General features: G+C 38.0%; 9 protein-coding genes and 2 pseudogenes. 6 read left to right on the plus strand and 5 right to left on the minus strand.

The annotated features are described in order from the left end of the window. Positions 1–561 carry an LOG family protein gene (locus EL215_RS07915; RefSeq protein WP_126471342.1) on the plus strand — a complete coding sequence of 187 codons (561 nt, stop codon included), beginning with the start codon at positions 1–3 and terminating at the stop codon, positions 559–561. A 35-nt stretch (positions 562–596) separates the two neighbouring features. Here EL215_RS07915 and EL215_RS07920 read toward each other — a convergent pair whose 3' ends face one another. From EL215_RS07920 to EL215_RS07940, 5 genes and pseudogenes are all read right to left on the minus strand, one after another. Then, complete coding sequence (locus EL215_RS07920; protein WP_164757072.1) at positions 597–1,403, minus strand: IS3 family transposase; 807 nt, start codon at positions 1,401–1,403, stop codon at positions 597–599. Further along, a pseudogene (locus tag EL215_RS07925) lies at positions 1,400–1,770 on the minus strand (transposase). Before EL215_RS07925 ends, EL215_RS07920 begins: the two are co-directional and overlap by 4 nt. 56 nt (positions 1,771–1,826) lie before the next feature. Then, positions 1,827–2,660, minus strand: a pseudogene (locus EL215_RS07930) (DUF4198 domain-containing protein). A gap of 197 nt (positions 2,661–2,857) precedes the next feature. After that, positions 2,858–3,781 (minus strand): universal stress protein UspE, encoded by a 924-nt coding sequence (uspE, locus tag EL215_RS07935; RefSeq protein ID WP_049358044.1) that lies wholly within the window; start codon positions 3,779–3,781, stop codon positions 2,858–2,860. Positions 3,782–3,918: 137 nt separating this feature from the next. Beyond that, positions 3,919–4,692 carry a fumarate/nitrate reduction transcriptional regulator Fnr gene (locus EL215_RS07940; RefSeq protein ID WP_049358045.1) on the minus strand — a complete coding sequence of 258 codons (774 nt, stop codon included), beginning with the start codon at positions 4,690–4,692 and terminating at the stop codon, positions 3,919–3,921. 424 nt (positions 4,693–5,116) lie between these two features. Between EL215_RS07940 and mukF the strand changes: the two genes are divergently transcribed. The 5 genes from mukF (at position 5,117) to sbcB (ending at position 14,129) form a co-directional block, all read left to right on the plus strand. Beyond that, the gene (mukF, locus tag EL215_RS07945) at positions 5,117–6,451 is read left to right on the plus strand and encodes a chromosome partition protein MukF (protein ID WP_126471346.1); all 1,335 of its coding nucleotides are present in this window, start codon (positions 5,117–5,119) and stop codon (positions 6,449–6,451) included. A 45-nt stretch (positions 6,452–6,496) separates the two neighbouring features. Next, complete coding sequence (gene mukE / locus EL215_RS07950; RefSeq protein ID WP_049358047.1) at positions 6,497–7,249, plus strand: chromosome partition protein MukE; 753 nt, start codon at positions 6,497–6,499, stop codon at positions 7,247–7,249. Continuing rightward, positions 7,249–11,763, plus strand: coding sequence for a chromosome partition protein MukB (mukB, locus tag EL215_RS07955; RefSeq protein ID WP_126471348.1), 4,515 nt, complete (start codon positions 7,249–7,251; stop codon positions 11,761–11,763). Before mukE ends, mukB begins: the two co-directional genes overlap by 1 nt. Before the next feature lie 69 nt (positions 11,764–11,832). Next, complete coding sequence (locus EL215_RS07960; RefSeq protein WP_007243099.1) at positions 11,833–12,705, plus strand: DMT family transporter; 873 nt, start codon at positions 11,833–11,835, stop codon at positions 12,703–12,705. A gap of 2 nt (positions 12,706–12,707) precedes the next feature. Then, the gene (gene sbcB, locus EL215_RS07965; protein WP_126471350.1) at positions 12,708–14,129 is read left to right on the plus strand and encodes an exodeoxyribonuclease I; all 1,422 of its coding nucleotides are present in this window, start codon (positions 12,708–12,710) and stop codon (positions 14,127–14,129) included. Positions 14,130–14,633: the final 504 nt, after the last annotated feature.

Raw genomic sequence — 14,633 nt, forward strand, 5'->3', positions numbered from 1 at the left:
ATGAATATCACGGTTTATTGCGGAGCAAGTTTAGGTAATGATTCAGCCTATCAGGCTGTCGCAAAAAAATTAGGAAAATGGATTGCTGATGTTCAACATACTTTAGTTTATGGTGGCGGAAAATTGGGATTAATGGGCGTAGTTGCAGATACTGTACTTGCTCATCAAGGTAAAGTAATTGGCATTATCCCTCAATTTTTACAAGACAGAGAAGTTTCACATCCTAATTTGACCAAGACTGTGGTTGTTGAAAGCATGTCTGAGCGAAAAAATAAAATGGTTGAGCTTGGCGATGCTTATATTGCTTTGCCTGGCGGACCTGGCACTTTAGAAGAGATTGCTGAAGTGATTTCTTGGGCGCGAATTGGAAAAAATAACAATCCTTGTATTCTGTTTAATGAAAAGGGGTATTTTGATTCACTAAAGTCCTTTTTTAGCCATATGGTGAAAGAAGGCTTCTTTACTCAAGGTGATTTTGAGAAGATTTTATTCTCGAATAATCTTCAAGAAATCGAAACCTTTATTGAACATTACCAACCTCCAGCGTTAAGAACATATTAAAAAAGTGATCTGCCCCCAAAAAGTTGGACAGGTAGTTAACTTAAATATTGAGCTCGGTATTGCACTGGGCTCAATCCTTTTAAACCAAGTCTAATTCGTTTTTGGTTGTAATACACTAAATATTCTTCAATGTCAGCCTGTAATTCAGCAATTGAATGATAAGTCCGAGAGTAAAAGCACTCTGATTTTAATATTGTAAAAAAGCTTTCAATCACCGCATTATCGTAACAATTTCCTCGGCGGCTCATACTTTGCACCGCTTTACCCTCCAACATCTTTACCCATTCTGCCGAATCATACAATACGCCTTGGTCGCTATGAATAATCGGACATTCTGTTGGTTTAATCCTACTAAGCCCTTGTTCTAACATCTTTTTTACCAATGAAAACTTCGGGCGTGTCGCAAAGTTATAGGCAATAATTTCTCGGTTAGCCAAGTCCATTAACGGTGAAAAATAAAGCCTTTCTTGCCCAACCTGAAATTCCGTTACATCCGTTACCCATTTTTGATTGAGTGCCGTTGCTGTAAAATCACGATTCAGCAAATTCGGGGCAATATGCGATGTTTTTCCTCGTTTTCCATGTCTTTTTTTGCGTAAAATGGAATGAATACCTAACTCGTTCATCAGCTTTAACATCGTTTTATGATTCAAATGAAAACCCATTTGGCGTAATTTAAACGTCATGGGGCGATAACCATCTCGTTTTCTGTTCTTTTTATACAGCGATAAAATAGCTTCTTTAGCTTCGTGATAATTTCGCTTAATCTCTTTATAGTAAAAGCTTGGGCGAGGCATTTTAGCCACACGAAGTAAATCATTTAATGCGTGATTTGGCTTCAATCTTTCAATGATTTTTCTTTTTTCTGTCTCTGTTTTTGACGGTCGAGCGCCTCCAACTCCTTTAGGTAAGCAATCTCCGCACGAGCCAAGGCGAGCTCTCGTTGTAACTTTTTAAACGCTTTAGGTGAAAAGTCTGTAGTTTCTGGAATTTCAATGTCTTTCTTTTTCATTTTGGGCTTCACTATTTTCGGTGTTTGAAGGGGTGTATAAGGCAAACGCCATCAAGCCCTCTTTCCCGAAATGCTTTTAGCCAATAAATAACGAGAGCGTGGGAAATTTTATGAAGTTTAGCCACCTCACGGATACCATAATCCTGTTCGGTGACGAGTTTGATAATTTTCAAACGAAATTGATAAGAGTAGGACATAATCTGCACCTCAAAATAGGTGTCCAGATTTTGGGGTGCAGATCACTTTTTTATGATTAATGATGATGTTCTGGTTTTGGTGGGAGTTTAGCTCTAGTTTTACCAACAGGGAGAATTAACGTCGCGTAATTCGCTGAATGTTGACAAACTTTTTGATCTTCAAATGGTTCTTTATGAATCACTTTAAGTTTCCAAACGCCTTCAATTAATGGGATAAAGTTAACTTTACCTTCACTGTCTGTTTTACCTGAAAACGCTTGTGGTTCACGGTGAGATGTTGCCGCTTCCATATCTTTTACAACAAAGGTATCAGATGTTGCAATAATCGTTTCGCCTGCAAGCGGTTGGTCTTTATAGAAAATCTGAACAGGGAAAGCTTCGCCCGCTTTAATTGTTTTTGGATCTTTAAGTGGCACGATTTCAAGTGGTAAGCCGAGGCGTGTCATTGCCATATCTGCATTTAATGGTTTTTTGCCCACTACAGTAAAGGCTTTACCAAACATTTGAGTTTGTTCGCAATAGAATGCATTTGGTGTGCCTTGTAAGTTATCCATTTTCCAACCTTCATTATTTTGTGACCAGAAAGTTGGTTTATAAGTCGCTGTTACCTAATATGAGCCGTCTTTTAACGGTTTTTCTGATTGATATTGGTAGTTTTCACCTTTTTGTACTAATGTTTGCATTTCACCATCTTGATTGATGAGTTTCATCGGTGGAAAAATCGCGAGACGTTTTTCAGGAATTTTTTCAACGTAGGGGTAGTCACCATAAGCTAAATCAGCTTTTAAAACGCTATTAGAAGCCAGTTGTGCCGGTGTTGCAACCCAAACTTCATGGGCTTGCGCGAGCGCAGAGAAGCCAAGTAGTGCTGTAATTAATGTTTTTTTCATTGTCTTTCCTTTTTAATTAATAAATCAATTTATAGAAAGTTTTCGATAGGGCGGAGGAGTATAACGAAAAAGAAAGGATAAGACGAACGAAAAAAGTTGATTTTGTGAGGAACTTCACATTTTTTAACAAAAAAGTGCAGTCAATAAAACGATTGTTTTTCTAACCGCACTTATTTTAAATAAAAAGCTAAATAGGCTTATTTTTTAGATGGTTTAATGGCTAATAAATTGCAGCTTAATTTACTAATTACATGTTCAGCTGTATTACCTAATAATGCTGCAGATAACCCCGTTCTTCCCACTGTACCTAAAATCACTAATTCAGCTTCAATTTCTTTCGCCACTTCAGGAATCACTTCTTCAGGAAAACCTTCGCGTACATGGGTATGATCTTCATCAATACCAAATTTTTGACGTAAGGCTTTCATATTGATGAGATGTTGGCCACGAATGCCATTTTCATAACCTGAAGTATTAAATTCAGGTAAATCAATCGCCATATTAATTGGTGCAACAGGGTAGGCTGCCACTAAATGTACATTACCACGGTTTAAGTTTTCCGCTAAGCTTATTCCTGTTGAAACTAACTCTTGGTTGAATTCATCTTGATATTCTTGTTCACCTGACACATTAACCGCAACTAAAATACGGCGTTGATGTTTCCAATCACCATCACGTACCATCAATACTGGGATTGGACATTTACGTAATAATTGCCAATCTACCGGTGTGAAAATCAATGAGGTAAAACTTTCTTCATCCTTAGTGTATTTCACAACAAGGTCATATTGATTTTTTTCAACTTCTTCATTTATTGCATCGGCTTCATTACTGTTCCATACAATATGAGATTCAAATTCAATTTCAGGATCAGCATATTTATCTAAATAAAATTGTACAGCTTGACGTTGTTGCTCAATGGCAGTTTTATGCATTTCACTTCGTTCTTCCGAAGAAAGAAGAGCAGACATCTCATAAGATAAATCATAGACACTTAATAGCGCAGTAATTTTCACTTTTTTTTCACTTTGCTGCTCTTTCGCCAAACGAACAGCTCGAGCAAGTGCGTATTGTTTTTCATTATCAGGATTAAGAACAACAAGAATATTATTAAATTTCATAAAACCTCCAAGAGATGAGATATCAATAGGATAGAAAAGATTTTAAACGATGACAAGAACCGATTATCAAAAAAGTGATCTCGTGCAAGTTTTTTTGTTTCAAATGTTTAAAAAGCGTGAAAACTCACGCTTTTAATTTATTCTGCTAATTGGATTTTGGTTTTATGTACACCGGTTAAATCAATCAATGCATTAATATCATTAATAGTAATGTATTTACCTTGAACAGAGAGGACACCGAGTTTTTGGAAACGTCCAAGTAAACGGCTGATGGTTTCAACAGTTAAACCGAGATAGTTACCGATATCACTACGGGTCATGGTTAAACGGAATTCTTTAGCAGAGAAACCGCGAGCGGAGTAACGTTTTGATAGATTGTGAATAAAGGCCGCTAAACGTTCTTCAGCGTTCATTTTAGACAGTAATAAAATCATTTCTTGATCACTTTTGATTTCACTGCTCATTAAACGCATAATTTGCTGGCGAAGCTTAGGCATTTTCCCAGATAAATCATCTAAAATATCAAAGGGAATCTCACATACCATAGCAGTTTCCAACGCTTGAGCAAAACTTGGATGGCGCATATTGGTGATGGCATCAAAGCCCACTAAATCACCAGGCAAATGAAAAGACGTTATTTGTTCTTCACCGGTTTCACTAATAGTGTAGGTTTTGATCGTGCCGGAACGAATGGCATAAATAGAATTAAGTGTATCGCCCGCTTTAAAAAGAACTTGTGATTTTTGAATCGGTTTTTTACGCTCGATGATATTATCAAGCTGATCAAGCTCGTGCTCATTTAAAGTGAAAGGAATACAAAGCTGACTAATACTGCAATCTTGGCAATGAATCGCACAACCGCCGGATTGAACTCTGCGCCCTGATTTGGTTTCTGAAACAAAAGTTTTCATTAGTTCCTCAAATCGATAAATATAGTGTAAAATTGATCTAACTCAATTATTCTACCACTAAATAGTCAATTAAAGAAGTTATCTAAGAGTAAATAGGTATGGCAGCAGAAAAATTAACCAAAAAACGTTTAATACAAATTGTGATTACGCTAATTATTTTAGTTAGTGCATTTGTGTGGCGATATGTATTGTGATAAATGTGACAAGTTTTAATGTTTTTAAGCGAATAAATCAAAGAACAATTTAAACTGTTTTTCTTTTTGAATAATCATACCTCACTGTATAAAGAGTAGAATTCTTAATGAATTGTACATAATATCTATACATAAAAAGTGCGGTCGATCTATAAGAAGATTTTTAAGATCGATAAAAAATCCTGTATAATCTCAGAAATTTTTTGTTCAATTTCAAGCTTTTTAACCGAATGATCGAAACCTCACAAACCATTCCTGAACTCGTCTCATGGGCGAAAGAGCGGAAATTTTCGTTAAATCTGCCGACAGAGCGCTTAGTATTTTTATTGGCTATTGCCATCTACAACAACGAACGTTTAGACGGTGAAATGCTAGAAGCAGATTTAGTGGATATTTTCCGCCATACCGTCAATGCTTTTGACCAATCAACAGACGCAATTGCTACCCGAGCCAATAATGCTATTAATGAATTGGTAAAACAGCGTTTTGTTAACCGTTTCAGTAGCGAATTTACTGAAGGGCTTTCCATTTATCGTCTAACGCCACTAGGTGTTGGCGTATCAGATTATTATATTCGTCAGCGTGAATTTTCTGCATTGCGTCTTTCTGTACAGCTCTCTATTGTGGCAGATGAAATTCAGCGTGCATCCGATGCAGCAGAGGAAGGGACTGCAAAAGGGGAAAATGAGCATTTTTGGCGTCGTAATGTATTTGCACCATTAAAATATTCTGTAGCAGAGATTTTCGATAGTATCGATTTATCACAACGTGTGATGGATGAAAATCAGCAAAGCATTAAGGAAGAAATTGCGAATTTGCTTACAAAAGATTGGCAGGCGGCAATTTCTAGCTGTGAACGTTTATTAGATGAAACCTCAGGCAATTTACGTGAGTTACAAGACACCTTAAATGCAGCGGGTGACAAGTTACAGGCTCAATTATTACGTATTCAAGATTGTGTAATTGGTCATGATGAGCTGTATTTTATTGAACAATTAATTACCGATTTACAATCTAAGCTCGACCGTATTATTAGCTGGGGACAACAAGCCATCGATTTATGGATTGGTTATGACCGTCACGTGCATAAATTTATCCGTACCGCCATTGATATGGATAAAAACCGCGTATTCTCACAACGTTTACGTAATTCTATCCACAGTTATTTCGATCATCCTTGGTTCTTGTGGACAGCTCAAGCAGAACGTTTGGTCGATCTGCGAGATGAAGAAATGGTATTGCGTGAAGATGATGCATTGGGTGAATTACCAGAAGAATTGCAATATGAGTCTTTAGCTGATTTGCATGATCAAATCGTCGAACATATGCAAGGCTTATTAATTCAATACCGTGAGAATAATCGTCCAATTGATTTAAGTTTAGTCTTAAAAGAACAGTTAGAAGCTTATCCACTTTCTCGTCATTTTGATGTGGCTCGTATTATAGTGGATCAAGCTGTGCGTTTAGGTATGGCAAATGATGATTTAGCCGGTATTTATCCGCAATGGCAGGAAATTAATGATTACGGCGCAGAAGTACAAGCGCATGTAATTGATAAATATTAATTCCGTGGCTTACCCAAAACGAATTCATAAAATGAGAAATTAACCATGACAGATATTCAAGATGTAATTTCCCCGAAATTGGCAAATGCCATTGCTAATCCTATTTTCCCGACAGTGGACAGCTTATTGCGTTCAGGTCGCCATATCAGCACCGATCAATTAGATAATCATGCTTTTTTGATGGATTTCCAAAATGAGTTAGATGGCTTTTACCGCCGTTACAACGTGGAATTAATTCGTGCACCGGAAGGCTTTTTCTATTTACGTCCAAAAGCGACGACGTTAATTGCCCGTTCAGTGCTTTCTGAATTAGAAATGTTAGTAGGAAAAGTGCTTTGCTATCTATATTTAAGTCCAGAGCGTTTAGCACAGCAAGGTATCTTCAGTACACAAGAAGTCTATGATGAATTACTCAACTTAGCAGACGAAGGCAAATTATTGAAAGCCGTTAATCAACGTTCCAGCGGTTCTGATTTAGATAAGCAAAAATTATCTGAAAAAGTACGCGCGGCGATCGGTCGTTTACGCCGTTTAGGCATGATTCATACTGTAGGTGAACAGCATAGCGGTAAATTTACTATTTCAGAATCAGTTTTCCGTTTTGGGGCTGAAGTCCGTTCTGGTGATGACCCGTTAGAAGCACAAGCTCGCTTAATTCGTGATGGGGAAGCCGCAACACCGCAATCCCTCGAATTGGAAAAACAAGCAAAAGCGGCAAGTCATGCTGATGAGCTTGATGATGAAGAAAGTGCGGTCGAAATTGATGAAGAATTTGATGATGCAGGAGAACAAGAATAATGTCTGATGTATTAGAACTTGAAAATGAAATCTATCAGGACGAACCTGAGCAATCAACCGAACAGGTTGAAGAAGAATTTATTGCTCCTGTATTAAACCAACATAGTGGAGTAGAACGAGGTAAATTTCGTTCATTAACCTTAATTAACTGGAATGGTTTCTTTGCCCGCACCTTTGATTTGGATGAATTGGTGACCACACTTTCCGGTGGTAACGGTGCTGGTAAATCCACAACCATGGCAGGTTTTGTCACAGCATTAATTCCAGACTTAACCTTATTACATTTTCGAAATACCACAGAAGCTGGCTCGACAGGCGGATCGCGTGATAAAGGGTTACACGGTAAATTACGTCCGGGCGTTTGTTACGCAGTATTGGATACCATCAATTCTCGTCACCAACGAATTCTTGTAGGTGTGCGTCTGCAACAAATTGCGGGTCGTGACAAGAAAGTGGATTTAAAAACCTTCTCGATTCAAGGGGTAGAATTGTCCTTAAATCCGACCGCACTTTTCACCGAAACAGTCGGTGAACGTCAAGCGCGCGTACTCAATTTAAATGAATTAAAAGACAAAATTGAAAATCTTGGTGCACAATTTAAACAATATCATTCCATCACCGATTATCACGGCATGATGTTTGATTTGGGTATTATTCCAAAACGCTTACGTAGTGCCTCAGACCGTAGCAAATTCTATAAATTAATCGAAGCTTCTTTATACGGTGGTATTTCCAGTGCCATTACCCGTTCTTTACGTGATTACTTATTGCCAGAAAACCTTGGTGTGCGTAAAGCCTTCCAAGATATGGAAAGCGCATTACGTGAAAACCGTATGACCCTTGAAGCAATTAAAGTTACCCAATCTGACCGTGATTTATTCAAACATTTAATCACTGAAACCACTAATTATGTGGCATCAGATTATATGCGTAATGCCAATGAACGCCGCGGCAATATCGAAGCGGCTCTAGGTTTCCGTCGTGATTGGTATAAAGCAAAAGCTGAGCAAGCGTTATCACAACATCGCTTAATTGACTTAAGCCGTGAAGCTGCAGAATTGGCAGAAAATGAACGTACTTTAGAAGTCGATCACCAAAGTGCGACAGACCACTTGAACTTGGTATTAAATGCGTTACGTCATCAAGAAAAAGTATCGCGCTATCAAGAAGATGTGGCTGAGCTTACAGAAAAATTAGAAGAACAAAAAATGGTTGTGGAAACTGCAACCGAACAGCTTGAAGAAAGCCAAGCACAATTTGAGCAAACGGAACTTGAAATTGACCAAGTACGTGCGCAACTTGCGGATTATCAACAAGCATTAGATGCACAACAAACTCGTGCATTGCAATATCAACAAGCGATTGCCGCGCTTGAAAAAGCGAAAACCTTATGTGGTTTAGCGGATTTAAGCGTGAAAAATGCAGAAGATTACCAAGCAGAATTTGCTGCCCATGCTGAAAGCCTTACCGAGCAAGTGCTTGAGTTAGAACATAAAATGTCTATTTCTGAAGCGGCAAAATCGCAATTTGATAAAGCCTATCAGTTGGTATGTAAAATTGCTGGTGATATGCCACGTTCAAGTACTTGGGAAAGTGCTAAAGAATTATTGCGTGAATATCCAACACAAAAAATTCAAGCACAACAAACCCCACAATTACGCGCGAAATTACATGAGTTAGAGCAGCGCTATGCTCAACAACAAAGTGCGGTTAAATTATTGGCCGATTTTAATCAACGTGCTGATTTATCTTTAGAAACTGCTGATGAACTTGAAGCATACCACGCTGAACAAGAAGAACTCATTGAAAGTTTGAATGAAGAACTTGCTGAGCAAGTAGAAAACCGTTCAACCTTACGTCAAAAACGTGAAAGTTTGACCGCACTTTACGAAGAAAATGCTCGTAAAGCACCGGCTTGGTTAACTGCTCAAGCCGCTTTAGAACGCTTACAAGAGCAAAGTGGGGAAACCTTCGAGCATAGCCAAGATGTGATGCATTTTATGCAATCACAATTGGTGAAAGAACGTGAGCTGACTATTCAACGTGACAATTTAGAGAAGCAACGTCAACAATTAGATGAGCAAATTTCTCGTTTAAGCCAGCCAGATGGTTCAGAAGATGCTCGCTTGAATGTGCTTGCAGAACGTTTTGGCGGTGTGTTGCTTTCTGAATTATATGATGATGTACCAATTGAAGATGCACCTTATTTCTCGGCACTTTATGGTCCTGCACGTCATGCTATTGTCGTTCATGATCTCAACATGGTACGCGAACAATTAGCTAATTTAGAAGACTGTCCAGACGATTTATATTTAATCGAAGGTGACCCAAATGCCTTTGATGACAGTGTACTTTCAGCTCAAGAGCTTGAAATGGGCGTTGTGGTACAAGTGTCTGATCGTGAATTGCGTTATTCAAAATTCCCGCAAATTCCATTATTCGGCCGTGCTGCACGTGAAAAACATTTAGAAGAATTACAAGCTAAACGTGATGAAATTGCGGAAGAATACGCACAAATCGCCTTTGATGTACAAAAATGTCAACGTTTACACGAACACTTTAGTCAATTTGTTGGCTTACATCTAGCGCTTGCGTTCCAACCAAACCCTGAAGAGGTGATGGCGGAAATCAATCAAGAACGCAATGAAATTGATCGCGAGCTCAATCAATTCTCAAGTACCGAACAACAAATTCGCATTAAATTGGATAACGCCAAAGAAAAAATGCAATTGTTGAATAAGTTAATGCCACAGCTTAACTTGCTCGCTGATGAAGAATTACTTGATCGCATTGAAGAGTGCCGCGAACAATTAGACATCGCAGAGCAAGATGAAAGCTTTATTCGTCAACATGGCGTTGCGTTGTCACAATTAGAACCGATTGCCAATACCTTACAAAGTGACCCAGAAAACTATGAGCGCTTAAAAGCTGATTTAACCCAAGCGATTGAACGTCAAAAACAAGTACAGCAACGTGTATTTGCTTTAGCGGATGTAGTACAACGTAAAAATCACTTCAGCTATGAAGATGCAGGTCAAGCAGAAACGTCTGAGCTTAATGAGCAACTTCGTCAACGTTTGGAACAATTGCAGTCACAACGTGATGCTCAACGTGAACAATTACGTCAAAAACAAAGCCAATTTGCACAATACAACCAAGTATTTATCCAATTGCAAAGTTCTAATGACAGTAAAAATCAATTGTTAAAAGAATTAATTGCTGAGATTGGTGAATTGGGTGTGCGAGTTGATGAAGGGGCAGAGGAACGTGCAAGAAATCGCCGTGATGAGTTGTATCAACAACTTTCAATCAGTCGTCAACGTCGTTCTTATGTTGAAAAACAATTAACACTTATTGAAAGCGAAGCGGAGAACTTAAATAAACGTATTCGCAAAGTGGAACGTGATTATAAAACTCAACGTGAATTGGTTGTGGCAGCGAAAGCCAGCTGGTGCGTGGTTCTCCGATTATCTCGTAATTCCGATGTGGAAAAACGACTCAATCGTCGTGAGTTAGCTTATTTATCTGCTGATGATTTACGTTCAATGTCGGATAAAGCCTTAGGTGCGTTACGTACTGCGGTGGCTGATAATGAATATCTACGCGATGCATTACGTATTTCTGAAGACAGCCGTAAACCGGAAAATAAAGTCCGCTTCTTTATTGCTGTGTATCAACATCTTCGTGAACGTATTCGTCAGGATATTATTAAAACTGATGATCCGATTGATGCAATTGAGCAAATGGAAATTGAGCTTAATCGCTTAACAGAAGAATTGACTGGCCGTGAGAAAAAATTGGCGATCAGTTCTGAAAGTGTGGCGAATATTATGCGTAAGACCATTCAACGTGAACAAAACCGTATTCGCATGTTGAACCAAGGCCTACAAAATATTGCTTTCGGTCAAGTGAAATCGGTACGTTTAGTGGTCAATATTCGCGATACACATGCGATGTTGCTTGATGCGCTGTCTGGTAAACAGGAAGAATACCAAGATTTATTCAGTGATAACCGTATTACTTTCTCTGAAGCCATTGCGAAACTTTATCAACGCATCAACCCGCATATTGATATGGGCCAACGCACAGCACAAACTATCGGTGAAGAATTATTGGATTACCGTAATTATCTCGAGTTAGAAGTTGAAGTATTCCGTGGTGCAGATGGCTGGTTACGAGCTGAAAGTGGCGCATTATCGACAGGTGAAGCGATCGGTACGGGTATGTCAATCCTATTAATGGTTGTACAAAGCTGGGAAGAGGAAAGCCGCCGTATTCGCGGTAAAGACATCATACCATGTCGTTTACTCTTCTTAGATGAAGCGGCGCGTTTAGATGGTAAATCTATTTCCACCTTGTTCGAACTTTGCAAACGTTTGGATATGCAATTACTTATCGCAGCGCCAGAGAATATCAGCCCTGAAAAAGGGACAACCTATAAACTAGTGCGTAAAATCGCCGGCAACCAAGAGCAAGTTCATGTGGTTGGTTTGCGTGGCTTTGGCGCAGAGTAGTTTTTTAAAGCGGCCAACGCAATTGGCCGCTTTTTTCATTGTTATTTTTATGAGAATTTAGGACAAATTATGCACAACCTTATTTTTGCCATTCTATGTAGTGTTGCCGTATCGGTATTACTCAAAGTTGCGCGCAAGAAAAATATCATTATTGAACAAGCAATTGCGTTTAACTATATTGTCGCCATTTCATTAAGCTATTTCTTACTCAAACCTGATTTCAAAGGATTAGAATTTACTGAATATCTAGCACAAAGTGATAGCACACCTATTTTCCTGGCGTTAGGGATTTTATTACCAACCGTATTTATCATTATGTCTAAAGCCGTTGAATTTGCGGGTATCGTGCGTTCTGATGCTGCACAACGCTTATCGTTATTTCTACCGATTGTTGCCTCTTTTATTATTTTCCATGAAACATTAAGTCAGCCTAAAATTGTTGGTATTATTTTGGCATTCATCGGTTTATTCTGTATTTTGAACAAATCAAATGAACAAAGTGCGGTCACTTTTAAAGGTATTTTAGGCTTAATCGGTGTTTGGTTTGGTTATGGCACCATTGATATCTTATTCAAACAAGTAGCCAAAAGCGGGGGAGCATTCCCAACCACATTATTCATTGCTTTCTCATTAGCCGCTTGTGTCATGTTCCTGTATTTATTCCTAAAACGCACTCAATGGACGGTGCCAAGCTTTATTGGTGGAATTATTTTAGGTGTATTGAATTTCTTCAATATCCTGTTTTACATTAAAGCGCACCAAAGTTTCGGACAAAATCCAACCTTAGTTTTTGCGGGAATGAATATTGGTGTTATTTGTTTAGGTACCATCACCGGCGCATTTTTCTTCAAAGAAAAAATCAGCAAAATCAACTGGTTTGGTGTGCTTATCAGCCTTTCAGCAATTTTCTGCTTATATTATTTAGATAAAATTTTGGCTTAATTATGGTAAACAATTTTAGTTTTTTTATCTACGATTACGAAAGTTTTGGTATCAATCCGGCAAGTGATCGTCCAGCTCAATTTGCTGGTATTCGTACCGATGCAGATTTCAATATCATTGGTGAGCCTATTATGTTGTATTGCAAGCAAACCAATGATTATTTGCCCGTCCCGGAAGCCGTAATGGTCACAGGAATTACGCCACAAGAATGTAATGAAAAGGGGATTCCTGAACCTGAATTTGCCGCAAAAATTTTAGCTGAGTTTTCACAACCTAATACTTGTGTGATGGGTTATAACAACATTCGTTATGACGATGAAATGACTCGTTATACCTTTTACCGTAACTTCATTGATCCCTATGAATATAGCTGGAAAAATGGTAATTCTCGTTGGGATTTACTGGATTTGGTCCGGGCTTGCTATGCACTGCGTCCAGAAGGGATAAATTGGGCTTATGACGATGATGGTATGCCAAGCTTTCGCTTAGAAAAGCTAACCAAAGCAAATGGTATTGAGCATGAAAATGCCCATGATGCGATGGCGGATGTGTATGCAACCATCGCTATGGCTAAATTAATCAAAGAAAAGCAGCCTAAATTATTTCAATTCTTCTTTGAGCATAGAGGTAAAAAGGAAATTGAGAAATTGATTGACACAGCTGAGATGACACCATTAGTGCACGTTTCTGGCATGCTGGGGAATTATCGTGGCAATTGTGCTTGGGTAGCACCATTAGCATGGCATCCAACTAATCAAAATGCTGTAATCGTCTGTGATTTATCAGGTGATATTGATAATTTACTCAGTAAAAGTGCGGTTGATTCGCGACAAGATTTATATACTAAGAAAAGTGAGCTAGAAGAAAGGGGAGTTTCATCAGTCCCACTAAAATTGGTTCATATTAATAAATGCCCAATTTTGGCGCCTGCAAAAACGTTACTGCCGGAAAATGCAGCTCGTTTAGGGATAGACAGACAACATTGCTTAGTTAATTTAGCAAAATTGCGCCAATCCTTAGATATTCGTGAGAAAGTTATTGAAATCTTCTCAGAAGAACGCGAATTTGAGCCGAGTGATAATGTAGAAACGGAACTTTATAACGGTTTATTTAGCAATGCCGATAAAAACAATATGGCTATTTTACGTGATTTACCACCTGAAAAATTAGCTGATCATGGTTTAGCATTTGAAGATAAACGGATTCCTGAATTGTTGTTCCATTATCGCTCAAGACATTTTTATAAAACTCTAAATCGTGCAGAGCAAATCAAATGGCAAAAATACCGCCAACGTAAATTAGAACAAAGTGCGGTTAAATTTGAAGAAAGTTTACAACGGTTAGTAGAGGAATATTCAGATAATCCAATTAAGCTAAATTTACTGCAACAAATTTATGAATACGGAGCAAAACTGTTATCTTAATCTTATACATATCGTGACATAGTCACACGAATACTATTCATCAAAAACGTAAATCTTATTCACTGAGATTTACGTTTTTCTTTTTCAAATCTGATGATATTCACCTCATAAAATAACGCAGAATTCACGTAGCGTTGTCATTATTTGATATATATAAACTTCTTTATTTTTTCCTTACATAACAAATTTAGAGTGTATAAATCATTATTTAACCTTATTGCAAGGTATTGTGAAGCTAGATTTTGCATCGTTTGAGTGATATTCGCACCCTGTGTATAACCCTGTGATTTATTTAATCCGTAGTTTCCGCTAACCTGATAACTAATTTCGCATAATGTATATTATGTTAAATTAAATATATAAATATGTCACAAAACAATATGGGTGACTATCCTATTTCATGTATTGCCAAAATAAGATGACTTTGGCTTATGGATAAAAAGAATAAATGGATGTCTTTAAATAGAAGAATTGTAATTAGTATGAAATTTATAGATAACGCTA

This window comes from Haemophilus parainfluenzae (assembly GCF_900638025.1).
Lineage (GTDB): Bacteria > Pseudomonadota > Gammaproteobacteria > Enterobacterales > Pasteurellaceae > Haemophilus_D > Haemophilus_D parainfluenzae_J.

Coding starts and splice junctions, on each gene's coding strand:
- EL215_RS07915 (WP_126471342.1), top strand. CDS start 1: ATGAATATCACGGTTTATTGCGGAGCAAGTTTAGGTAATGATTCAGCC.
- uspE (WP_049358044.1), bottom strand. CDS start 3,781: ATGAAATTTAATAATATTCTTGTTGTTCTTAATCCTGATAATGAAAAA.
- EL215_RS07940 (WP_049358045.1), bottom strand. CDS start 4,692: ATGAAAACTTTTGTTTCAGAAACCAAATCAGGGCGCAGAGTTCAATCC.
- mukF (WP_126471346.1), top strand. CDS start 5,117: ATGATCGAAACCTCACAAACCATTCCTGAACTCGTCTCATGGGCGAAA.
- mukE (WP_049358047.1), top strand. CDS start 6,497: ATGACAGATATTCAAGATGTAATTTCCCCGAAATTGGCAAATGCCATT.
- mukB (WP_126471348.1), top strand. CDS start 7,249: ATGTCTGATGTATTAGAACTTGAAAATGAAATCTATCAGGACGAACCT.
- EL215_RS07960 (WP_007243099.1), top strand. CDS start 11,833: ATGCACAACCTTATTTTTGCCATTCTATGTAGTGTTGCCGTATCGGTA.
- sbcB (WP_126471350.1), top strand. CDS start 12,708: ATGGTAAACAATTTTAGTTTTTTTATCTACGATTACGAAAGTTTTGGT.